The organism is Eggerthia catenaformis OT 569 = DSM 20559 (assembly GCF_000340375.1).
GTDB lineage: Bacteria > Bacillota_I > Bacilli_A > Erysipelotrichales > Coprobacillaceae > Eggerthia > Eggerthia catenaformis.
The window spans coordinates 342,301-365,050 of sequence record NZ_KB446646.1; the positions used below are offsets into that span (position 1 = coordinate 342,301).

Annotated in this window: 21 protein-coding genes; 17 read left to right on the plus strand and 4 right to left on the minus strand. The window is 31.0% G+C overall.

Translation table 11 applies throughout. The annotated features are described in order from the left end of the window. The 4 genes from HMPREF9943_RS10155 to HMPREF9943_RS01635 all read right to left on the minus strand — a co-directional run. Window positions 1-491, minus strand: a 491-nt coding sequence (locus HMPREF9943_RS10155) for a hypothetical protein (RefSeq protein ID WP_004801447.1), incomplete at its 3' end; no start/stop codon positions are given. A 16-nt stretch (window positions 492-507) separates the two neighbouring features. Beyond that, complete coding sequence (locus tag HMPREF9943_RS01625; protein ID WP_004801448.1) at window positions 508-1,899, minus strand: helveticin J family class III bacteriocin; 1,392 nt, start codon at window positions 1,897-1,899, stop codon at window positions 508-510. Window positions 1,900-2,349: 450 nt separating this feature from the next. Beyond that, window positions 2,350-3,939, minus strand: a complete 1,590-nt coding sequence (locus tag HMPREF9943_RS01630) for a peptide ABC transporter substrate-binding protein (RefSeq protein WP_004801451.1) — start codon at window positions 3,937-3,939, stop codon at window positions 2,350-2,352. Window positions 3,940-3,981: 42 nt separating this feature from the next. Further along, the gene (locus HMPREF9943_RS01635; RefSeq protein WP_004801453.1) at window positions 3,982-4,674 is read right to left on the minus strand and encodes an Ig-like domain-containing protein; all 693 of its coding nucleotides are present in this window, start codon (window positions 4,672-4,674) and stop codon (window positions 3,982-3,984) included. Window positions 4,675-4,790: 116 nt separating this feature from the next. Here HMPREF9943_RS01635 and HMPREF9943_RS01640 point away from each other — a divergent pair, with 116 nt between their 5' ends. The 17 genes from HMPREF9943_RS01640 (at window position 4,791) to HMPREF9943_RS01725 (ending at window position 22,723) form a co-directional block, all read left to right on the plus strand. Then, entirely contained in the window at window positions 4,791-6,173 is a 1,383-nt protein-coding gene (locus HMPREF9943_RS01640) for an exopolysaccharide biosynthesis polyprenyl glycosylphosphotransferase (protein ID WP_004801455.1), read from the plus strand. Further along, on the plus strand, window positions 6,173-6,955 hold the full coding sequence (locus HMPREF9943_RS01645) for a DUF4422 domain-containing protein (protein ID WP_004801457.1): 783 nt from the start codon (window positions 6,173-6,175) through the stop codon (window positions 6,953-6,955). Before HMPREF9943_RS01640 ends, HMPREF9943_RS01645 begins: the two co-directional genes overlap by 1 nt. Next, window positions 6,955-8,193, plus strand: a complete 1,239-nt coding sequence (locus HMPREF9943_RS01650) for a hypothetical protein (protein WP_004801459.1) — start codon at window positions 6,955-6,957, stop codon at window positions 8,191-8,193. The genes HMPREF9943_RS01645 and HMPREF9943_RS01650 overlap by 1 nt, the downstream gene beginning before the upstream one ends. Beyond that, window positions 8,186-9,289 (plus strand): UDP-galactopyranose mutase, encoded by a 1,104-nt coding sequence (gene glf / locus HMPREF9943_RS01655; protein ID WP_004801461.1) that lies wholly within the window; start codon window positions 8,186-8,188, stop codon window positions 9,287-9,289. Before HMPREF9943_RS01650 ends, glf begins: the two co-directional genes overlap by 8 nt. Before the next feature lie 356 nt (window positions 9,290-9,645). After that, window positions 9,646-10,470, plus strand: a complete 825-nt coding sequence (locus tag HMPREF9943_RS01665) for a LicD family protein (RefSeq protein WP_004801463.1) — start codon at window positions 9,646-9,648, stop codon at window positions 10,468-10,470. A 9-nt stretch (window positions 10,471-10,479) separates the two neighbouring features. Then, window positions 10,480-11,328, plus strand: a complete 849-nt coding sequence (locus tag HMPREF9943_RS01670; RefSeq protein ID WP_004801464.1) for a LicD family protein — start codon at window positions 10,480-10,482, stop codon at window positions 11,326-11,328. Between the two features lie 18 nt (window positions 11,329-11,346). Continuing rightward, window positions 11,347-12,405: a pyridoxal phosphate-dependent aminotransferase gene (locus HMPREF9943_RS01675; RefSeq protein WP_004801466.1), complete on the plus strand. Its 1,059-nt coding sequence runs from the start codon at window positions 11,347-11,349 to the stop codon at window positions 12,403-12,405. A gap of 23 nt (window positions 12,406-12,428) precedes the next feature. Further along, a complete protein-coding gene (locus HMPREF9943_RS01680; RefSeq protein ID WP_004801467.1) occupies window positions 12,429-13,754 on the plus strand; it encodes an adenylyltransferase/cytidyltransferase family protein in 1,326 nt (441 codons plus the stop codon). Between the two features lie 11 nt (window positions 13,755-13,765). After that, the gene (locus tag HMPREF9943_RS01685; protein WP_004801469.1) at window positions 13,766-14,479 is read left to right on the plus strand and encodes an IspD/TarI family cytidylyltransferase; all 714 of its coding nucleotides are present in this window, start codon (window positions 13,766-13,768) and stop codon (window positions 14,477-14,479) included. Further along, entirely contained in the window at window positions 14,480-15,523 is a 1,044-nt protein-coding gene (locus HMPREF9943_RS01690) for an NAD-dependent epimerase/dehydratase family protein (protein WP_004801471.1), read from the plus strand. It abuts the gene before it with no gap. Further along, window positions 15,523-16,596: a glycosyltransferase gene (locus HMPREF9943_RS01695; protein ID WP_004801472.1), complete on the plus strand. Its 1,074-nt coding sequence runs from the start codon at window positions 15,523-15,525 to the stop codon at window positions 16,594-16,596. The genes HMPREF9943_RS01690 and HMPREF9943_RS01695 overlap by 1 nt, the downstream gene beginning before the upstream one ends. Before the next feature lie 27 nt (window positions 16,597-16,623). Further along, window positions 16,624-18,570: a DUF6077 domain-containing protein gene (locus HMPREF9943_RS01700; RefSeq protein ID WP_004801474.1), complete on the plus strand. Its 1,947-nt coding sequence runs from the start codon at window positions 16,624-16,626 to the stop codon at window positions 18,568-18,570. Between the two features lie 24 nt (window positions 18,571-18,594). Continuing rightward, window positions 18,595-20,055 carry a flippase gene (locus tag HMPREF9943_RS01705; RefSeq protein WP_004801477.1) on the plus strand — a complete coding sequence of 487 codons (1,461 nt, stop codon included), beginning with the start codon at window positions 18,595-18,597 and terminating at the stop codon, window positions 20,053-20,055. A gap of 123 nt (window positions 20,056-20,178) precedes the next feature. Continuing rightward, the gene (locus tag HMPREF9943_RS01710) at window positions 20,179-20,868 is read left to right on the plus strand and encodes a glycosyltransferase family 2 protein (RefSeq protein ID WP_004801479.1); all 690 of its coding nucleotides are present in this window, start codon (window positions 20,179-20,181) and stop codon (window positions 20,866-20,868) included. A gap of 2 nt (window positions 20,869-20,870) precedes the next feature. Beyond that, window positions 20,871-21,218: a DUF2304 domain-containing protein gene (locus HMPREF9943_RS01715; RefSeq protein WP_004801482.1), complete on the plus strand. Its 348-nt coding sequence runs from the start codon at window positions 20,871-20,873 to the stop codon at window positions 21,216-21,218. 1 nt (window position 21,219) lies between these two features. Then, a complete protein-coding gene (locus HMPREF9943_RS01720) occupies window positions 21,220-21,621 on the plus strand; it encodes a sugar 3,4-ketoisomerase (protein WP_004801484.1) in 402 nt (133 codons plus the stop codon). Window position 21,622: 1 nt separating this feature from the next. Further along, entirely contained in the window at window positions 21,623-22,723 is a 1,101-nt protein-coding gene (locus tag HMPREF9943_RS01725) for a DegT/DnrJ/EryC1/StrS family aminotransferase (RefSeq protein ID WP_004801486.1), read from the plus strand. Window positions 22,724-22,750 lie beyond the last annotated feature (27 nt).

Below are 22,750 nucleotides of genomic sequence, written 5' to 3' on the forward strand. Positions count from 1 at the left end.
GCATCATAGGTAGTATACTCATCGCTTGTATAGCTTGTTTTTCTTGTTTTATTGAATAATAGGCAATAATAGTAGTAAGAGTAGTTGCTGTAAGGGATATTCTCTACTCTAAAGTGTACTTTGTTTCCTTTCTGCTCGACAGAGAACTTCCCATATACTGCATAGTAATCAAAGGTATTGCGACCAAAAAGCTGAGGATTATCTTCTTTCCAAACCTGTTGATCTAGTGACTGATCTGTTGTCCATCCAAGGAAAATAACACCTTTCTTCTCCAATACAGGATGTGTAAGAGCACTATCATAAACTCCTAATTTTTTTGAATTGTTGAAGTGATAATCTTTTACAACTTTACCGCCATTGAGATGATAACGCAGTGTCTGCTTGCGATTTTTGTGAGAAAGAGTCACTGTATACACCTCATCCTTTACTTTCTCTTTGGAGCATCCACAGAGAAGTGAAAGAATAATTAAGCTTAATAATATCTTTTTCATGTCAGGAATAACCTCCTTAATCTTTAATAAGTGCATTTCTATCAACTCTGCAAATATACTGTACTGTCTTTGTATGAACCGGACCATGGCGAAGGATATTATCAGTTTCAACAAGTAATATTCTTATAAAATTACCACTTTTCGGTAGGCTAGGGGCTTCCATTTTCATCTTATCATTATAAAAGTTTTGTTTTATATGTCTGTCAGTACAGAATCTTCCACTACTTTCATATCTTTTGATTCCTAGGAAATGTTCAGCTTTATTCAATGGTAATGCACTATTTTGCTTATCTTCATCACCTAATGTCCAGTAAATAGAAAAGAGTCCATTTGATTGCTTGTTTGATAATTCTATACCTTGACTTCTAGATAATGTATAGTCACCTTTCTTTGATGAGAATGATTGAATACTTTTTATCTTGGTATTATGATGAAAAGTAGCTGTCTTATAGCCTTTACTTAATCTTGTATCTAATTCATTATTAACGGCTTTAAAATCATGAATTGTACATTCAACCGCAGTTGTTGGATTGTTCTTCTTTTCTCTTCTTTTCCAGATAAGCAGATAATTTCTATCAGTAGAGAGAGCACCATCAGCACGTGATATTTTGCCAAAATCATCATAACCATTTTTAGAATCACATAAATACGTCAGGCGAGGGATATTCTCTCTTTTTATTGTTTTACCGGGCTGATATTCTACACGACCTAGCTGAGTTCCCCATTCAGCTGTATTATCTGTTGTATTTAGATCAACTAGGAAGTAAGTTTTTCCTTTATGATCAAAAAGTTCTAATGTTTGTCCATGACCACCACCAATAATTTTCATTGATGATTCATAGGTAGCCTCTGTATCAGCTTTGTTTTTAATAAGTCTATGAATGTAGACGTTATAAATATTTCCAATCTTTTTTAAATTAGTAACATAAATATATTTACTGCCTACATGGTAGGCTTGAATCACCGGACTCTTTCTTACGGATTTTTTCCAGTATTCATCTTTTTTTAGATAAATACAAGGATTATTTGGGTGATCCAACCTTAATGTATATTCAGGATTATTTATGACATAGTCACGTGCTTTCCATCTGATTCTTCTAGGTGTTTTTGGAGCTTTTTTAGTTTTTTCCTTTTCTTTACGTAAAAGTTTTTCATAAATAAGTCTTTCTTCACTGCCTAGAGTATCAATACCGTCTCTAACATCAAAATCATCTAATGTTAAAGAGTTTTCTGCTTCTTTAGGAGTTTGTACTTCATCCGCTTCATATCCTGAATAATTTTCTATAGATTGAATCGAAGATATGAAGTTTTTAATGTCTTCTTGAATAAGCTCTTCATATTTAAATGAAAAGCTATGAGACTCTTTTTGTTTCCATACTTTATTCCATTGTTCAGAATTTCTTATCACAAGACCGTTATGGGGTGTATCAGCAATCGCAAAGGCATCATGAATAGAATCAGGATTTTTCTTACACTTTATTCTATAGGATATATTCTCTAAATTTTTATTAGAAATATTTGTTAGAGTAAAAGTAAATATTGTATGATTATCTTCATACTTTTTTGAAATTGTAAATTCACATAATTTATCTTCACTCTGTCCTTTATGTATTTGATGATTATCAGTATTTACTATTATTGTTGAAGAGAGCAGAAGGGAAAGAGTAACAGATATAGAAGTGATTATTGAAATTATCTTCCTTATTTTTTTACTCCTTTTGTTTAATGAATAAACTAATCAATATAATATTCATCTCCTTTCACCGGATTAGTTTATCTCTTTGCTATATTATATCACTTTATTTTACTGATTAAAGAAAATCAAAATGTTTATAAAAAATAGCAGTCAATTTGACTGCTATTTTACTAATACATACTTTAAAATTAATGGAATACCAATATTTTTTTCGACTAGATAAGAAATGTTCGTTCCTTGAAGATATGATTTTGCTCCCTGAATAAGAGGAATTAATGCATAATCTTCTAATGCCATCTTTTCTAATTCAAGAATAAGATCAAAACGATTGTTTTGGTTTTCCTGATTTGATACTTCATCCAGTTTATAATCATATTTTATATTATGATAAGAACCAAAGTTTTCCTTAGACTGTGATGCTAATAAAGAAAGAAAAGGTATAGCACTTAAATATTGAGCACGTTTGCTTACTAAATAGAGATCATAATTTCTATTTGAGAAATCATTAACCTTTTTTATCTTAAAATCAATATGACCAATAATATTTAATCTACTGGCAATTTTCTGAGCGATTACTTTACTTTCAGGAGAGTTATCCATATAGGCAATAGTAACAGTAGGAAACTCTTTAGCTTTGATAACCTGTCTCATTAATTGTCTTGCTTTTCTTAAATTAGTTATAATCTCTGTTCTGGCACTATTCCTAATGAATTTTCCTGTTGAGTCAGCCTCTATTTCTGTCGGAACAAGCCCCGGCAAAGCCTTATATCCACCCTTTAATATATTTGTTGTATTTGTAGTAAAGGCTGTTCTGTCTAAAGCATAGGATAAGCTGGCTCTTAAATACTTATTTGACATATACCGGCTTTTAAAGTTAGGAGCAAGATACCAGGCTGTCTGATTTTCTTTGTTTATAAAGGTATCTTTTTTTGAATATTTTTCAGTAATATTACCACTGATAGCCCCATAATCAATCTGATGCTTTTCAAACATTTTAGCAGTCTGTTTACTGGATATATTAAAGAACATTTCGATTCTATCAGTAGGGATATTCTTTTTATCATAATAATTCTGATTCTTTTTAAAAGTTATCTTCTGATTATTCCACTGATCTATTAAATAGGCTCCATTAGATAGGATATATTCTTGAGAAGAAGCATATTTGTTTCCTGCTTTCTCTACAAACTTTCTATTTAAGGGATAGAAAGCAGGAAGAGTGAGATAACTCTTAAGATCATCAACAGGTTTAGTCAGTATTACTTTTAAAGTATCTTTGTTTTTAGCTTTAATACCTAAAGTATTTAAATCACTTTGAGAAACGGACTGAGATTTATAAAGCTTATCTGCTCCTTTAATATGAGCACCCAGAGAAGTAAAAAGATAAGTGTTAGGGGAATGAGAGGAAAAAGCTCTTTGCCAGCCATAAACAAAGTCATCAGCTGTAATATAATCCCCATTAGACCACTTAGCTTTCTTAATTTTAAAAGTATAGGTTAGTCCATCAGCACTTACTTCATAGTCTTTAGCAAGTTCCTCTTGAATATTACCGTACTTATCATAACCATATAATCCATCATTAATAGTATGTAAGGCAATGAATGATGATTCATCATTCGCTAATGACGAATCAAGTGTTTTTACAGAAGTATATTGAGTCATTCTAAAGACTGTATCTTTATTTGAATATTTAGATCCCACACAACCGGAAAGCATCAAGACCGATAATAATATAAGTAATAGTTGTTTTTTCATATATTCTTCCCCCTTAACGAAAAACATGGCTTAACCATGTTTTTATTCAGGTTTTACAATAGAGAATGATCCTTCTCCATATATTTTTATAATTTCATCTTTGTTTTCTTTAATCCATTGATCAATCGTTATTGAAGTAATAATCTCATCTACAATTACGACAGGAATTGTATTATCAAACTGAGCAACAAGATGTCTCTTTTCATCTTGCTTTGTGATATAGAATAAACGATACATACTCTTATCTTCGTTTTTGATATTATATTTATCTTCTGTCTTTTCTACCGTGAATAGTTTTGGCTTTTCTTCAGATTCTTTTTTCTGAGGTTCAGGATTGATTGTTTTCTTTTTATTTTTTTTTGTAGTCTTTTTTTTACTGACAGTATTTTTAGCTTTAACAGTAACATGACAAATTAAAGTTTTATCACTCACTTTTGCCTGAATATGTGTTTTTCCTTCAGATATTCCCGTTACCAGACCGTTTTTTACAGAAGCAATCTTTTTATTTAAAGAAGTCCATGTAATAGATGAGGAAGTATTAACCTTTAAATGAGATGTGTTTCCTATATATAATGTAATATTTGTATAATTTAATTTTAAATTTTCTTTTTTCTTAGTTTTTGTTTTTTCTTCAGTTTTAGGAGTATTTAGACCCTTCTTTTCTTTTTTAGAAGAGCATCCCAACAGCTGAATAAGTAAAACAAAACATATTAAGAATGCCAATCCTTTTTTCATAGTTATCACCTGTATACATACTAACATATTTTTTAGTGAATATAAATAAGACATTGACAGAGTCTATTATAATTATTAAAAATATGTTATAGTAAATTTAATTTAGAGGTGAGTTTATGGCTAAAAAAATTTTTTCTATTATCCTTCTAATAGTAGAAGTAATAATATATTACCTATTATTTAGTCTTATGAAGATAAATTTAGGTTTATTACGTGAATCTTTAGGTCTTTATTTAATTTATATGTTTATTTTTGGTCATTATTATCTAAGAGATACTTTGGTATGGGATGAGATTCAGAGAGTTTTTAAGGCAACAGTTGTTTATATTGCTACATTTATTGTTGTGTTGCCATTGTCTTTATATCAGGATAAGAGAAGGTATATTATCTTTTTGGCTTTTATTATGTTCTTTGTATCAATCTTTGTATCTAGAACTTTAAGAATAATTATGAGGCAATTTATAAAGCGAAGAACGCTTGTGATTGGAACCGGGAAAGATGCTTTAAAATATGCCAGAACCGCAAATAATAATAGATTTGCAGTAACTGAGATTATCGGTTTTGTGAATATGAATCATGAACCTGCTTTTAATCAGAAGTTTGAAAATGTAGTAGAAGGTTATGAATATGACTATCTGAAATATGAAGTATTCTCATATCATGATTTAAAGAGAATTGTTGAAGAAAGACATATTGAGCAGATTGCGATTGTTGATCCTAATATTTCTCAGAAGGCTATTGATATAGTGATGAGAGATGTGATTACACTGGTCAATAAGATTAAATATATGGCTCAGGATAATCATATGATGAATTTCTCCAGTGATATTAGAGATATTAATGGTTTCTTAATGATTTCTGCTTCTAGAAATGAAACGAATTATCTGACTGCTTTTGGCAAGAGGATGATAGATATTGTAACAGGCATGATTGGTGTATTATGTACTCTTCCATTAGCTTTAATTGTAAAGATAATGAATTTAGTACATCATGATCATGCACCTATTTTTTATACTCAGAAAAGAGTAGGAAAGAATGGTAAGATTATTGATGTTTATAAGTTTAGGAGCATGATTCCTAATGCTGAAGAAAAGCTTAAGGAAATATTGGCTAATGATCCGGCTTTAAGAGAAGAATGGGAATATAGTGCAAAGCTAAGAAAGGATCCTCGTATTACTCCGGCCGGAAAGTTTTTAAGAAAGACATCATTAGATGAATTTCCACAGTTCTTTAATATCTTAAAAGGAGATATGAGTTTGATTGGACCACGTCCGGTTATTGAAGAAGAATTAAAATGGTATGGTGAAGATACTGATAAGTTCTTATCAGTGAGACCGGGTCTGACCGGCTACTGGGCAAGTCATGGACGTAGTGAAGTAGATTATCCGGAAAGATGTGAATTGGAACTCTATTATGTAAGTCATCAAAGTATTCTGTTAGATTTAGAAATAGTTATTAAAACAGCTTTAGGTGTATTCTTAGGAGAAGGAGCAAGGTAATGAGAGATATTAGAGTTATAGTGGCAACACATAAAAAATATAGAATGCCAGGTGATTCTATGTATATACCTGTACATGTAGGAGCGGAAGGAAAAAAATCAATAGGATATCAGAGAGATGATCAGGGTGAGAATATTTCATCGCTTAATTCGGCATTTTGTGAATTAACAGGTTTATACTGGGCTTGGAAAAACTTAGATGCAGAGTATATAGGTCTTGCTCATTATCGCAGACATTTTAAGGGATGGAAGAAATCAAAGGATTTATTTGAAGAGGTGCTTACGTTAGAAGAGGCCAATAGTATTTTAGATCATAGTGATACAGATATTATTTTAACCAAAAAGAGAAAATATTATATTGAAACAATCTATGATCATTATGCACATACGATGTATGTAGAGCCTTTAGATGAAGCAGGCAGAATTATTGCTGAGAAATATCCTGAGTATAAGCCTTATTTTGATAAGCATATGAAAGAAAGATCACAGCATGCTTTTAATATGTTTATTATGAGAAAGGATAAACTGGACGCTTATTGCAGCTGGCTATTTGATATTCTTTTTGAATTGGATAAGAAGTTTGAACAGGCAGATTATAGTGCTTTTCATAAGCGTTATCCCGGTAGAATATCAGAACGATTATTAGATGTATGGCTTATGAAGAATAATGAGCATTATGTAGAAGTTCCTTTTCTATATATGGAAAAGATTAATAAAATAAAAAAGATTACAGGATTTCTGAAAGCTAAATTATTTCATAAAAAGTATGGGGAGAGCTTTTAATGGATAAAATTATTAATATATACAGTCAATACAAAGAAAAAATATTTTATCTGACTTTAAGCATTTATACATTTTTACAGCTTATGACGATTACTATTATGACAAGTCTATGGAAATTTGATTTGATTTTTAAAATAGGAAGATATCTCTGTTATGGTATATTTGCTTTAGGTGTTATAGATTATTTTCTTTGTGAGATTAAAACATATCAGGGGAATTTTATAGAGAAAACAATAAGATATATAAAATCACATTATTTATTAATCGTTTTTTTTCTGATAAGCCTTTTAACAGTTTTCGGTTCTAAAGGTTTTGGGGCACTCGTTATGTTTTTATTGTTTGTGAATGCCAGCCGCTATGAATTTAGTAAATATCTGAAATATATTCTTGTTGTGAATACGGTTGTGATGCTGATGATATTATTTGGCGGAGTATTAGGGATACTTCCGGATGTTCTTATTTATCGGGGTCTGACTGTAAGACATTCTTATGGATATATTTATCCGACAGAATGTATGTCACATTTTCTTTTTATGGTACTTATGTATTTTTCATTATATAAAGAAAAATATACGATTAAAGAGTTTTTTATCATAAATATTATTAATATTTTGTTTTATGCAATTACAGATTCAAGAATGGATTTTATAATTCTATTAATGATATCTGTAATAGTTCTTATTTACCATTATAAGGAAAGAATAATTGTTTTCTTTATTAGACCATGGACTATTATCTCATTAGCTGTTTCATGTTTTGCTTTTTCTTTTATGACCGCATTATTCTATAATGGGAATAGTAATATATGGTCAAAGCTTAATGGCTTATTAAGCGGTCGTCTAAAGCTTGCTCAGAATGCGATTAAGTATTATGGTATTCCTTTATTAGGAAGAAAGATTTCATGGCTGGGATCAGGAAGCAATGGAATAATTAAGACTGTTAATTATGCTGATTATAATTTTGTTGATTGCTCCTATATCCAGAATGTTTTAGATTATGGCATTATTTTCTTTTCATTATTATTTGTATGTTTACTGATGGCAATGATTATCTATTTTCATAGAAAAGACTATGCAGTGATTATTTCAGTTATGATTATTTTTATTATTGCGATTATAGAACCTAGACTATTAAGTATTCAAATGAATCCTTATTTATTATTAATAGGATCAGTGATTACAATGTCTAATATAGAGATTAAGCAGATGTTTAAAAAGAAGGAGAAAAGTGATGAGTAAGTATGATTATTTGGTTGTAGGAGCAGGTTTATTTGGTGCAATATTTGCTTATGAGGCAGCTAAAAAAGGAAAGCAAGTATTAGTTATTGATAAGAGAGACCATCTGGCCGGTAATATTTATACAAAAGAAATAGAAGGCATCAATATGCATGTCTATGGAGCACATATTTTTCATACATCTAATGAAGAAGTATGGAACTATGTGAATAAGTTTGCAAAATTTAATAGATATACTAATAGTCCTGTTGCGTTTTATAAGGATGAAGTTTATAATTTACCTTTTAATATGAATACATTCAGTAAGCTATGGGGAGTCAGAACACCTAAAGAAGCTATGGCTAAAATAGAACAACAGAAGAAAGCTTCCGGCATTACTGAACCTAAAAATTTAGAAGAACAGGCTATTAGTCTGATTGGAACAGATATTTATGAAAAGCTGATTAAAGGCTATACACAAAAACAATGGGGGAAGCTATGTTCTGATTTACCGGCTTTTATTATTAAGAGACTGCCGGTTCGATTAACTTATGATAATAATTATTTTAATGATGATTATCAGGGGATTCCTATTGGCGGCTATACTCAGATTGTAGAGAAGATGCTTGCTGAGATAGAAGTAAAGCTTAACTATGATTTCTTTGATCATCGCCAGGAATTAGAAAGTATTGCTGATAAGATTGTTTTTACCGGTATGATTGATGAATACTATGATTATAAGTTTGGAGAACTGGAGTATCGTTCATTAAGATTCGAAACTGAAGTATTGGATGAAGAAAATTTCCAGGGAAATGCGGTTGTTAATTATACAGAATATGAAGTGCCTTATACAAGAATTATTGAACATAAGCATTTTGAATATGGAATACAATCAAAGACGATTATTACAAAAGAATATCCGGCTGATTGGCATAAGGGAGATGAACCTTATTATGCTATGAACAATGATAAGAACAATTCTCTTTATACTAAGTATAAAACTCTTGCAGATAATGAAGGAGAAGTTATTTTTGGCGGTCGATTGGGAATGTATAAATATTTTGATATGGATGATACAATTGCAGCGGCATTAGAGTGTGTAAAGAAAGAATTAGGATAAGAGGAAATAATAATGCTAAACTTACGGTTGGTATTGTGATGTCTTCTGATAAAATTAGAAAAATAGGAGCAAAGCACGTGCCTTATTTTAGAACGGCAGAATTTCTAGCTGTAATGTTTGAAAATGAGAGACTTATATTAAAAATTATACAAAAGCAAAAAAAAAGAATCAAGAGCTGTTTTTATGACAAATTTCGGCACCGGATCAATTTGATATTAATGGCGGAGATATGAAGCATACAGTATTTAGAGTTGGACACATCGGATATTTAAATCATGATGATAATACAGTTTTAGTTAATGCCTTAAAAGATTTACATCAAAAAGGAAAGTTTTAGAAGTTAAGAGGATAGATTGATGAATGATTTAAGAAAACTACAATTAGAAGAGCTGTCAATTCTTAAGGAATTTGTAAGAATCTGTGAAGAGAATAATCTTAGATATTACCTTTTAGGAGGAACATTATTAGGAGCTATTAGACATCAGGGATTTATTCCCTGGGATGATGATGTGGATATCTGTATGCCAAGATGTGATTATAACAGGCTTCATCAGATTTATAGTAATCTAGATACAAATTATTCGTTAGTTAATTATCATCTTTCCGATACTTATAAGTATCCTTGGGCCAGAATGGAATCAAATAGTATGAAAATTATTAATCATTCTGCCAATATTCCTAGAATTGAAAAGGCTTGGATTGATATTATTCCTTTAGATGGTTTTCCTGATAAAGGAATAAAGAGAACCTTTCATAAACTTCATTTATCTTTTTGGTGGAATTTAAATCAGATTGTTCAGTTTGATGAACTGGTTGATCAAAAAAGAAAAAGAAGCTGGAAAGGAAAACTTTCTATCACATTAGCAAGTTGTTTTAAATGGTTAAATAAATGTATTTCTTTTAAGACAACTTTAAGGAAATTAAATCAGGTATTAGAAAAATATCCTTATAATAGTGATACTATAGATATTATTAATTTCTTAGCTGCTTATGGTTTTGATGAAGTTTTTCCAAGAAAATATTTTGAAGAAAGCAGAAAATATTCTTTTGAAGGAGAAAGCTTGGATGGTCCTATTGACGGAGAGAAAGTTTGTCAGATTATTTATGGAGATTCTTATATGGAGCTTCCTCCATTAGAAGATAGAAACAAACATAATGCAGAAATCATTGTGAATAAGTAGAGGGTCATTATGGAAACAGAGAAGATTATAACCATTAAAGAAATGCAGGCTGCATATATAGAAATGCTGGATGAGTTTGATGAATTATGCAAAGAGTATCATTTAAGATATGATCTGGCAGGAGGATCACTGCTTGGAGCTATTAGACATCAGGGATTTATTCCCTGGGATAATGATATTGATATTTCAATGCCGCGACCGGATTATGAGAAATTAATAACTCTTACTATTGAAAAGAAAATCAAGATGCATGAGGATAGAGATGTTATTTCGTGTAAGGATCATACTTTTCCTAGACATTATGCTCGTTATATTCGCTATGATTTAAGAAGAACATCGGAATTTATGGAAGATGATGATTGTCCTTTCATCGGTATTGATATTTTTACAGTAGATGGAGCACCGGAGAATTTAGAATCTTTTAAAAGACAAACGAGAAGGATTCATTTTCTTAGAAGATTATTATTGATAAGCACTTCTAAACCTAATACCAGCAGTCGAGGCAGGTTAATGGCTGTATTAAAGAATATTTTAAGACCACTTTTGAAAATGATGGGCTCTTATCGCATTGCCGGAAAAATGGATAAATTGTGTGCTCAATATAACTATGAGAATGCTGTTTATGTTGCTTCTCATAATGGTATGTATGGATTAAAAGAAAGATGGCTGAAAGAGGAGTATCTTCCTCAAGAATTATATAAATTTGGCAATCGAGAGTATTTAGGGTATAAGAATTATGATATCTATCTTTCTAATCTATATGGCGATTATATGAAACTTCCGCCATTGGAAAAGCAGATACCGCACTGTGATGACGGATATTATGTAGACCCTAAAAAACAAATGAAATATCGTTAAAGAAAAGAGGAATGGAATATGTATTATTTAAATCCGAATATTAAAGATTTAAACAGAATATTTGATCAGAATGAAAGAAAAGATTATTTAAGATTAGATCTTAATGAAAATCCCGGCGGATTACCGGAAGTATTTATTAAGAAAGTTTTAAATCAGGTAACACCTCAGATGATTTCTCAATATCCTGAGACATTGCATTTTACTGAAGTGCTTGCTAAGCATCTTCATACAAACATTGAAAATATATGCTTAGTGAACGGTTCAGCAGAAGGAATCAGATACATTATTCAGGCATTTACTGCTCCAAAGGGAAAGATTGTAGGTGTTGTACCTTCTTATTTTATGTTTCAGATTTATTCTGAAATGTATGGCAGAGATTTTATTCAGGTTCCTTATCATGAAGATCTCACAATATCCGTTGAGGATATTATTTCTCATCTTTCAGAAGAAACACAAATGCTGATTCTTCTTAATCCTAATAATCCTATGGGAAATGTTTATAGTGAAGAAGAATTTAAATGTATTTTTAAAGCTTGTCAGGAAAAGGAAATTACTTTACTGATTGATGAAGCTTATCATTATTTTTATCCTAAGACTTTTATTGATTATGCACTTGCTTCAAGACATGTTTTTGTTACTAGAACATTTTCAAAATTATTTTCAATGGCCGGATGTCGTTTAGGATATGTGGCAGGACATCCTGAAGATATTAAAATGGTGCAGAAATTATGTACACCACATAATACTAATGCTTTCGCAATGAAATTTGCAGAAGAAATTCTTGAAACACCGGGGATGTTGGATTCATTAATTAGTAAGTTTATGGAGGGAAGACAATATCTTATAGATTCATTAGATTATTATGGCTATAGACATAAAGGAGATGCGGGAAACTTTTTGTTTATTGAGCCTAAGACAGATGCCAATAAGATTGTAGAAAGAATGAAAGAAGAGAAAAAGATTCTTATTAAGTCTTACCCTCAGGTAGGGGAATTCGGTACTTGCTTAAGAGTTTCTATTGGGGAAAAGAAATATATGGAAATATTTATGAATGCATTGCGTGAATTGGATAAATAATAGGTTCAGGAGAGGAGATTCTTATGGTTAAGGTTATCACATATGGAACATATGATTTACTTCATTATGGCCATATTAAACTTCTTGAACGGGCAAAAGCTTTAGGAGATTATCTGATTGTTGGTGTGACAGCTGATGATTTTGATAAATCAAGAGGTAAGATTAATGTTCAGCAAACATTAATGGAAAGAATAGAAGCTGTCAGAGCAACAGGATTAGCAGATGAAATTATTGTTGAAGAATATGAAGGACAGAAGATAGACGATATTAGAAAATATGATATTGATATTTTTACTGTTGGATCAGACTGGGAAGGACAGTTTGATTATCTTAATGAGTATTGTAAGGTTGTTTATTTAAAGCGTACTGAAGGTGTTTCCAGTTCTGAAATAAGAGAAAAAGTCAGAGAAATCAGATTCGGGGTTGTCGGTGAGTCAGCTTTTCTTAATAAGATACAAAGAGAAGTCAAGTATGTTAATGGGATTACTCTCAAAGGTGTATGTACTGCTGATGCTTCTTTATTATCAGATGATTTGAAGGAATTAGAAGTCGTAACTGATAATTTAGATGAATTATTAGATCAGACAGATGCTATTTATATCCATTCTGATCCCGGCAGACATTATCAGGAAGCTTATCAGGCATTGCATAAAGGTAAGCATGTACTTTGTGAGTCTCCAATGACTTTAAAGGCGGAGGAATATAAAGAATTAAAAGACTATGCTTCTAAGCATCATTTAGTTTATATGGAAGCATTGAAGACTGCTTATATTACAGCTTATGAAAGAATATTATTACTTGTAAAAGGCGGTATTATTGGGAATCCTGTTGCAGTAGATGCGGTATGTACAAGTATGGAAGGACTGCAAAAAAGTTGGAACAGCATCTGTGACTGGGGTCCCACAGCTTTGCTTCCTGTCTTTCAAATATTAGGGACGGATTATAGATATAAAAAAATTATATCTTTATTGGATCCTAATAAAAATATGTATGATCAGTTCACAAAGATTAGTCTTATTTATGATCATGCGGTTGCTTCTATTAAAGTAGCTAAAGAAGCTAAATCAGAGGGAAGTCTTATTGTGACAGGAACAAAAGGATATATTTATGTACCTGCTCCTTGGTGGAAAACAGATTATTTTGAAATTAGATTTGAAGATTCTAATACTAATAAGAGGTATTTCTATCAGTTAGATGGAGAAGGGATCAGATATGAACTTGTTGCTTTTACTCGAATGATTTCTGATCATGCGGAATATTTAGTTATTAATGAAAATATCAGTCAGGCCATTACCGGTATTATTGAAGATTTTTATAGAAAGAAAGATTTTATTGAAATAAAATCATAGAGGAAAGAATCATGAATATTGCATTATTAACAGCGGCTGGTGTAGGTTCAAGAATGCATCAGGATATCCCTAAACAATTTATGAATGTAGAGAATAAGCCTATTATTATTTATACATTAGAAGCATTTCAGAATCATCCATCTATAGATGCTATTATAGTAGTTACTTTACCTAACTGGATAGATGTTTTACAGGCATATGCCAGACAGTTTAATATTACAAAATTAAAATGGATTGTTGCCGGCGGTGAGACAGGACAGGAATCCATTCATAATGGGCTGGTTAAGTTGCAAGAGGAATGTCATGAAGAAGATGTAGTAATGATTCATGATGGCAACAGATGTCTTGTATCAAGTGATATTATTTCTGACAGTTTAGCTGTTTTTAAGACACATGGCAGTGCGGTAGCTGCTATTCCATGTGTAGAAGCTGTTTTTAGGAGTAAAGATAATGGAGCTTCCTCAATTATTTCTATTCCTAGAGAACAGCTTTATAGAACACAGACGCCGCATACATATACTCTCAAAAAACTGTTATGGGCACATGAACAGGCGGAATTACAGAATATTGTTAATACTGCTGCAACATGTACATTGATGCAACAGCTGGGTGAAACAATTTATTTTTCAAAGGGTTCTGAAGAGAATTTAAAGATTACGACAGTTGATGATATTATGATTTTTAAAGCATTATTACATACCAAGAAAGATGAATGGATAAAATAAATGATAGATACAACATTTCAAGATGTCAAAAAAGTCATTAATCATATATCGGATATAGAAGAGTTATTTAACTCTTCTATTCTAATAACCGGAGCCACCGGCATGATTGGTATTTCTATCAGTGCCATATTGCTTTATTTAAATAAGATGAATCATGCTAATATTACTATTTATCTTGCCGGTCGTAATAAAGAGAAACTTATTAACAGATTCTTGCCTTTTACTGAAGGAAAAGATTATTTCTTTATTCAGTATGATGCTACAGCTTTATTAGATTTTAATCAGTCTTTTGATTTTATTATTCATGGGGCAAGTAATGCGAGTCCTGATTTATATACTTCTAAGCCTGTAGAGACAATGCTTGCGAATATTTTAGGTGTTCATAATCTTCTTAGCTATGCAGCAGAACATCATACAAAAAGATTACTCTATATATCGTCCAGTGAAGTTTATGGCAAGAAAGAAGATAATCAGCCTTATTTAGAAAATGATTACTGTTATCTCGATATATTAAATGATAGAGCCAGTTATCCAAGCGCAAAAAGAGCTTCTGAAACGTTATGTGTCTCTTATGCAAATGAGTATTCTATTGATACTGTTATTGTTAGACCGGGGCATATATATGGACCTTCTATTCTTCCCGGTGATCAAAGAGCATCCGCTTCATTTTCCAGAAATGTGCTTAGGGGAGAGAATATTATTATGAAAAGTGCCGGTCATCAGTTAAGATCATATTGCTACAGTATGGACTGTGCTTCGGCTATTTTGACTGTTTTAATTAAAGGAGAGAATAAGCAGGCGTATAATATTTCTAATAAAGATTCTATTGTAAGTATTAAAGATATTGCTTTTGCGATCGCAAAAGCAGGAAATAAAGAAGTTGTTTTTGAAAATCCTGATGATGCTGAAATGAAAGGATATAATCTTATGTCAAATTCAAGTCTTAATTCAGATAAATTAGAAAAACTGGGATGGAAAGCATCATTCAGCCTTGAAGAAGGAACACAAAGAACAATTACTTTATTAGAAAGAGGAATGATATAATGGATTATTTTATTAGTGAAACTCAGGAAGATGGCTTATCAAGAACGGCCGGAGTGAAAGCCAGAGATGATTTGGAGACTCTATTATTATCTCAGGGATATTTAAAGATCAGTATACCGGTAAGTGCTTATGATAGAAAAAAAGCCGGCAGTATCAATAAATTAAGATGGCATTATAATATTTATAAGATATGGAAAGATAAACTCTCTTTATTAAAAAAGAATGATAGGGTGATTGTTCAGTTTCCGATTATTGAGCATTCTCTACTGCTTCCGGGTTTATTAAAGAAACTGGTTAGAAAAGGTATTGACGTTAATCTTGTGATTCATGATTTAGAGCTTCTAAGAGCTGCTAAAAGAGATGATGTAAGCTTTAAGAATAAATTAAGACTAAGCATAGAAGAAAAGAACTGTTTAAAAAATGTATCACATATTATTGTTCATAATGAGCATATGAAAAAATTTTTAATGAATGAGTTTCAAATTCATGAAGATCAGCTTGTTTCATTAGAAATATTTGATTATTTAATAGATGATTTTGACAGTAATAAAATGAAAGTCTTTGATAAGTCATTACCGATTATTATTGCCGGGAATCTGCGTCAGCATAAAGCAGCTTATGTTTATGATTTACCGGATAATGTAAATTTTAATTTATATGGGATTGATTATACCGGTAAAGTTAATGATAAAATTCAATACCATGGTTCTTATCCTCCTGATGAATTACCTTATGCTTTATCAGGAAGTTTTGGATTGGTATGGGATGGTATATCCTCGCAGACATGTACCGGTGTATATGGTGAATATTTAAAGATTAATAATCCTCATAAAACATCATTATACTTAGCTTGTGGAATACCGGTCGTTATATGGAGTCAGGCAGCACTTGCTGATTTTATTATCCAAAATAAATGCGGTATTACTGTTGAAAATATTAAAGATATAGAAAATAAGCTTTCTTCTTTATCTGGTGATGAATATAATACTATTAAGAAGAATGCAGAAAAAATAGGGAGGCTGCTAAGAGAAGGCTACTATACAAAACAAGCAGTCAAAAACTGTGTTTCTTAATAGATGATGCTTATTAGGAGGTAATTTATGGATTATTTAAAGGGATTTATATGGATTTTTTGTTATATATCATTCCTATATGTTATAGGGACTGCCTTGTTTCCTAAAAAGAGTGCACCTTATCGTTTTTTAGGAGGTTATTTTCTTTATTTAGCTTTATTAGCAGTTGTCGGTATTCCTTTACAGATGTTTAGAGGAAACTGGAAGATTTTCTTCTATTACCAAATATGTCTGATCATTATATTATTAATCTTTGCTTATTGGTATATTAAGAAAAAAGAGATTGTTTTATTTGAAGAGGGAACTTTACAGTTTATTAAGACATATTGGTTTGTGATTGTACCGCCTGTTTTAATGATTTTTGTAAGTCTCTTCTATAATCATTATTTCTGGTTTAATGAAAGTGCTGATGGCGGTTTCTATCTTACCAGAATGGCCAGTATACCATATATTTCTAATCCGTTTGGTATTAATCCTAGTGTTGGCAATACTGTAGGATTCAGATTGTTTGGTGCTTATACATTCTCTACTTTTGAGCTGAATGCTTCTTTTTTCATTTATTGTTTAGATATTATGCCTACTATTTTTGCGCGATGCTTCTTATCTATGTTTAATTATTTCGTATATGCCTGTTCTCTCTATTGTTTAACTGAAGTTATTAATGAGAAAACAGGATCAAAGATAGCTAAGTTGCATCTTCAGTATTTCACATTAAGTATGCTGATTTTCAGCTTTTGTGCCAGACAGATGCTAGATTTAGTAAAAGTTTATTTTCTTAGCGGCTGGGCTATTAATGTTGCTATGTATTATGGGTCTATGATTGTCAGAACAGCCGGACTGATTGTATTATTATTACCTATTCTTGATGGTGATAAGCCTAATCTTAAGAATGCTGTTATTTTCTTTGTAACTTCATTTGCCCTATTCTCACAATCACCTACCGCACTTCCATTTATAGCTTCTGTTATGATAGGCTATATCTTTGTTACTTTAAGAAAGAACTATAGTAGAGAATTATTCTTTGTCAGTATATTCTTATTTGTATTATTCAATCTTCTTATTAAAGATACGAAAGTTGTAGATGATAAAGTATTATTTATTATGAAGTTGGACATGAAATCTTTTTTACCATTGATCTTTATAATAGGGTTCTATTATTTAGATAAATATAATGATGCTTTTAAGACATTAACTGAATATCTGATTATTTTTTATGTTTTAATAGTCATTGAACCATTTAATTTTTTCTTAAAGAAAGTCAGTGGCTTTAGCTTTGTATTAGGAAGATATTTATCAAGCTATTACATGTTGCTTCTTATTATCAGTGTCATAGTCATAATGATCTGTTTATATCAGCTTATCGCTCAGCTGCAATATCAGCAGATCTTTATCCCGGTGTCTTATATTTTGTTGGCACTATGCTTAACATTTGTCTCTGTTAAAGCAAAGACGCAATATAGTCATACAAGAATATCTTCTGAATTTAAGCTTTTCTTAAGACATCATCAGTTTGCGAATAAGGCGGTTGTAAAATTGGGATACTCTTTAAATGGATTAAGCAAGAAACATAAAGAAAAGCTTATTGTAGCAGCACCTTATAAAGTTGGTAGATTTAGAGAACAGGTACATGATGGATATGTGCATACTTCTATTATGGTGGCATGTTCATTAAGACAGTTTGCACCTGATATTATCTCTTTAAACGGACTGCAAAGATATCCGGATAATTCTGATCCGACATTTGAAGGATATGATGAGAATAAGATAAAGAGTTATCATCAATTTATTTTTCATCCATCAAAAAATACATTTAAAAAATTTAAACAGGATATATTAGAGAAGTACCCAATTAATTGTATTGTAACAATCAATAAGAAATCTGATTCTTTCTTAAAGGGTATAGGTTATAAGCTTATTAATGTCAGCAGTGATCATGAACATATAACATTTTATACATATTGTAAGCTGTCTTAGTGTTATAGTATGAAGGAGGATTTTATGTCTAAACAAAGATCATTAAAAATGAATTTTATAATGAATGCATTACTTACAATGTCTTCCTTCATTTTCCCATTAATTACTTTTCCTTATATCTCCAGAATATTATTACCTATAGGAATGGGAAAAGTAAATTTTGCGACTTCAATTATTAATTATTTTCTGCTTTTTTCTCAATTAGGGATACCAACCTACGGAATCAGAGCCTGTGCCAGAGTAAGAGATAATAAAGAAGAATTAACAAGAGTTACTCATGAATTATTATTTATTAATATTGTGATTAGTATTCTATCATATATTGTTTTCTTTATTACTGTTTTTACTGTTCCTCGTCTTTATAATGATAAGACTTTATTTATCTTAATGAGTTTTACTATTATTTTAACAGCAATAGGAATGGAATGGCTTTATCGGGCATTAGAACAATATACTTATATTACTGTCAGATCTATTATTTTTAAGTTTATTGCTTTAGCTGCCATGTTCTTATTAATACATAAACAAAGTGATTATGTGATTTATGGTGCTATTACTATTTTTGCATCAAGTGCTTCCAGTATACTGAATTTTATTAATGCCGGAAAATATATCAGTTTTAAGCCGGTAGGTCATTATCAGCCTCAAAGACATTTAAGAGCTGTTGCTACTTTTTTTGCGATGAGCTGTGCAGTTACTATATATACTAATTTAGATTCAGTTATGCTGGGATTTATGAAAACTGATGCAGATGTAGGATACTATGGAGCTGCGGTTAAGATCAAATCGATTTTAGTATCAATAGTGACTTCATTAGGAACAGTCTTATTGCCAAGAGCTTCTTATTATATTCAGACAAATGAGATAGATAAGTTTAAGGCACTTACTAAGAAAGCATTAAATTTTGTGTTTTTAATTGCTTTGCCTTTAATGATTTATTTTATCTTATTCGCAAAAGAAGGCATTTATTTCTTATCAGGGCAAGCTTTTAAGAATTCTATCATACCTATGCAGATTATTATGCCAACATTACTTATTATTGGTATTTCAAATATTACAGGTATACAGATTCTTGTTCCGTTGGGCTATGAGAAAGCGGTTCTTTACTCTGAGATAGTAGGTTCGATAGTTGATATTCTTCTTAACTGGCTATTAATACCTTGTTTTGCTTCTGCCGGAGCGGCATTTGGAACGCTGGTAGCTGAAGCTTCTGTTTTATTGGTTCAGTATCTTTATATTAGAAATGAATTTCCGAATCTTTTTAAAGGCATTAAGTATTTGAAACTTTTGATCGCAAATATTTTTGCTTTACTCCTATCATTCTGGGTACCTTTGTTAGGACAGAGTCATTTTATAACGTTGCTCATTTCAGCTATTCTTTATTTCAGTGTTTATGGTATAACTCTCATATTATTAAAAGAAAGTTTAGCTCATGAGATCTTTAATCAGCTGAAAGCTAAGTTATTATATATTATAAAACGCTAATTTATACACTTAATAGTTTTTATTAGGTGTTTTTCTTTTAAGAAATTCCACTATGCCCTTTATAGAATGCTAGTTTTATATTTGTATTTGTGGTATATTGTGTTTATGAAAAGGGAGAGGATTATGTTAAAGACTTTAGTGATATTGCCTGCCTATAATGAAGAACTTAATATTGTAAAAACAGTAGAAGATATCCTGACTAATGAGCCTCATGTTGATTATATAGTTGTTAATGACGGGTCTGGAGATAATACTTTAAATATCTTAGAAGAACATCATTATAATTATATTAACGGCTTTTTAAATCAGGGTCTTTTTGGTGCTGTACAAACAGGATTTAAGGTTGCATTGGAAGAAAACTATGATGTAGCTGTTCAGTTTGATGGTGATGGGCAGCATTTGGCAGAATATATTAAAGATTTGGTTGCTGAGATTGAAAAAGGAAATGATATTGTGATAGGCTCTCGTTTTGTTTCTAAAAAGAAGCCGATAACTGCCAGAATGCTGGGAAGTAGATTAATCAGTTTCTGTATACGATTAGTTACAGGAAAGAAGATTACAGATCCTACCAGCGGCTTTAGAGCCTATGGCAGAGAGTGTATTAAATTATATGCTAAGGATATGAATAATCCTCCTGAACCTGATACATTGGTTTATATGATGAAATCAGGCAAGAAAATAAAAGAAGTACAGGTACAGATGAAAGAAAGAGAATTTGGTGAATCTTATTTGAATCTTGCTAATACTATTAAGTATATGTCAAGAATGATTGTTTCTATATTCTTTATTCAGCCATTTAGAAAGGGGGAATAATAATGGGTCTAAAACAGCAGATGTTTTTCATTATTATTAGTGTAATTACTTTTATATTTATTATTAGAAAGATTCAAAAAAATCATTTAAATATAGAACAGGCTATTTCATGGATTTTATGGTCCATTGCTTTACTTATTGTTAGTATATTTCCCGATATTGCCGCTTTTTTAGCACGGATGCTGGGATTTATATCAACCAGTAATTTTATTTTTTCTATGTTTATTTTCTTTTTATATATTATGCTTTTTAGTCAGACCATTACGATCTCTAAAATGAAGGAAAGAGAATTGGAAATGATACAGAAATTGAGCATTGAAGAATATAAGAATAAAAAGAAAGGTGAATAATATGAAAATAAAGAAATATTACTTTCAGTCACATGGCGATGAAAGGGGTAATTTAGTAGCTTTAGAAGAATTTAAGGATATTCCTTTTCAAATTAAAAGAGTCTATTATATTTATGAGACTGCTCATGGTGTAACAAGAGGATATCATGCACATAAGAGTCTTGAACAGATTCTTATCTGTGTTAAGGGATCATGTGTTATTAAATTAGATAATGGAGAAGAAATTGAACATGTACTTCTTAATTCTCCTAAAGAAGGACTTTATGTAGCTAATAATATTTGGCGAGAAATGTCGGATTTTTCTGATGATGCAGTCTTAGTAGTCTTAGCTTCAAAGCCTTATGATGAAAATGATTATATTAGAAACTATGATGAGTTTTTAAAGTATGTAAGAGGAGAATAATATGAGAGTACCATTTGTAGATTTAAAGCCCATGCATAATGAATTGAATACAAAACTTCATCATGCTTTTGATGACGTTTTAGATGAAAGTAATTATATTCAGGGCGAGCAGCTGCATCAGTTTGAAAAAGAATATGCTGATTATATTGGCACTAAATATTGTGTTGGTGTCGCTACGGGTTTAGATGCATTGTATTTATTATTAAAAGCTATGGATATTCAATCAGGTGATGAAGTTATTATTCCTTCAAATACTTATATTGCGACTGCTCTGGCTGTATCATATGTAGGAGCATTGCCGGTATTTGTAGAACCTGATATCAATACTTTTAATATTGATGTTTCAAGAATTGAAGAAAAGATTAATGAACATACAAAAGCGATTATTGCGGTTCATCTACAAGGCAGACCTGCTGATATGGACGCTATTCATGAGATTGCCGATAGATACCATTTAAAGGTGATAGAAGATGCTGCTCAGGCACATGGAGCTTTATATAAAGGTCATAAGGTCGGATCATTATCTGATGGAGCAGGATGGAGTTTTTATCCGGGCAAGAATTTGGGGGCTTTAGGTGATGGCGGCTGTATTACTACAAATAATAAAGAAATAGCTGATAAAGTCAGAGCTTTAGGTAATTATGGTTCTGATTATAAATATCATCATATCTATCAGGGAACTAATAGCCGTCTGGATGAAATACAGGCTGCATTTTTAAGAGTTAAGTTACCTGAACTTGATAAATGGAATCAGGCAAGAAAACATATTGCGGAAAGATATTTTAATGAGATTACAAATCCTTTTATTCATCTGCCGCAAAAGCCGAATGAAGTATTTGATCATATTTATCATGTATTTGTGATTAGATGTGATAAAAGAGATGAATTAGAAACTTATCTTAATGAAAAGGGTATTGGGACAGTTAAGCATTATCCTATTCCCATGCATTTACAAAAAGCTTATGAGAATTTGAATATTAAAGAAGGAGAACTTCCTATCGCTGAAGAAATCAGTAAGACAGTATTAAGTATTCCTATTTATTATGGTATGAATGAGGATCAGATTTCTTATGTTATCAAATGTCTTAATGATTTCAAGTAATAGTATTAAATAAAAAGGAAAGGTTAT

Coding starts and splice junctions, on each gene's coding strand:
- HMPREF9943_RS01630 (WP_004801451.1), bottom strand. CDS start 3,939: ATGAAAAAACAACTATTACTTATATTATTATCGGTCTTGATGCTTTCC.
- HMPREF9943_RS01635 (WP_004801453.1), bottom strand. CDS start 4,674: ATGAAAAAAGGATTGGCATTCTTAATATGTTTTGTTTTACTTATTCAG.
- HMPREF9943_RS01640 (WP_004801455.1), top strand. CDS start 4,791: ATGGCTAAAAAAATTTTTTCTATTATCCTTCTAATAGTAGAAGTAATA.
- HMPREF9943_RS01645 (WP_004801457.1), top strand. CDS start 6,173: ATGAGAGATATTAGAGTTATAGTGGCAACACATAAAAAATATAGAATG.
- HMPREF9943_RS01650 (WP_004801459.1), top strand. CDS start 6,955: ATGGATAAAATTATTAATATATACAGTCAATACAAAGAAAAAATATTT.
- glf (WP_004801461.1), top strand. CDS start 8,186: ATGAGTAAGTATGATTATTTGGTTGTAGGAGCAGGTTTATTTGGTGCA.
- HMPREF9943_RS01665 (WP_004801463.1), top strand. CDS start 9,646: ATGAATGATTTAAGAAAACTACAATTAGAAGAGCTGTCAATTCTTAAG.
- HMPREF9943_RS01670 (WP_004801464.1), top strand. CDS start 10,480: ATGGAAACAGAGAAGATTATAACCATTAAAGAAATGCAGGCTGCATAT.
- HMPREF9943_RS01675 (WP_004801466.1), top strand. CDS start 11,347: ATGTATTATTTAAATCCGAATATTAAAGATTTAAACAGAATATTTGAT.
- HMPREF9943_RS01680 (WP_004801467.1), top strand. CDS start 12,429: ATGGTTAAGGTTATCACATATGGAACATATGATTTACTTCATTATGGC.
- HMPREF9943_RS01685 (WP_004801469.1), top strand. CDS start 13,766: ATGAATATTGCATTATTAACAGCGGCTGGTGTAGGTTCAAGAATGCAT.
- HMPREF9943_RS01690 (WP_004801471.1), top strand. CDS start 14,480: ATGATAGATACAACATTTCAAGATGTCAAAAAAGTCATTAATCATATA.
- HMPREF9943_RS01695 (WP_004801472.1), top strand. CDS start 15,523: ATGGATTATTTTATTAGTGAAACTCAGGAAGATGGCTTATCAAGAACG.
- HMPREF9943_RS01700 (WP_004801474.1), top strand. CDS start 16,624: ATGGATTATTTAAAGGGATTTATATGGATTTTTTGTTATATATCATTC.
- HMPREF9943_RS01705 (WP_004801477.1), top strand. CDS start 18,595: ATGTCTAAACAAAGATCATTAAAAATGAATTTTATAATGAATGCATTA.
- HMPREF9943_RS01710 (WP_004801479.1), top strand. CDS start 20,179: ATGTTAAAGACTTTAGTGATATTGCCTGCCTATAATGAAGAACTTAAT.
- HMPREF9943_RS01715 (WP_004801482.1), top strand. CDS start 20,871: ATGGGTCTAAAACAGCAGATGTTTTTCATTATTATTAGTGTAATTACT.
- HMPREF9943_RS01720 (WP_004801484.1), top strand. CDS start 21,220: ATGAAAATAAAGAAATATTACTTTCAGTCACATGGCGATGAAAGGGGT.
- HMPREF9943_RS01725 (WP_004801486.1), top strand. CDS start 21,623: ATGAGAGTACCATTTGTAGATTTAAAGCCCATGCATAATGAATTGAAT.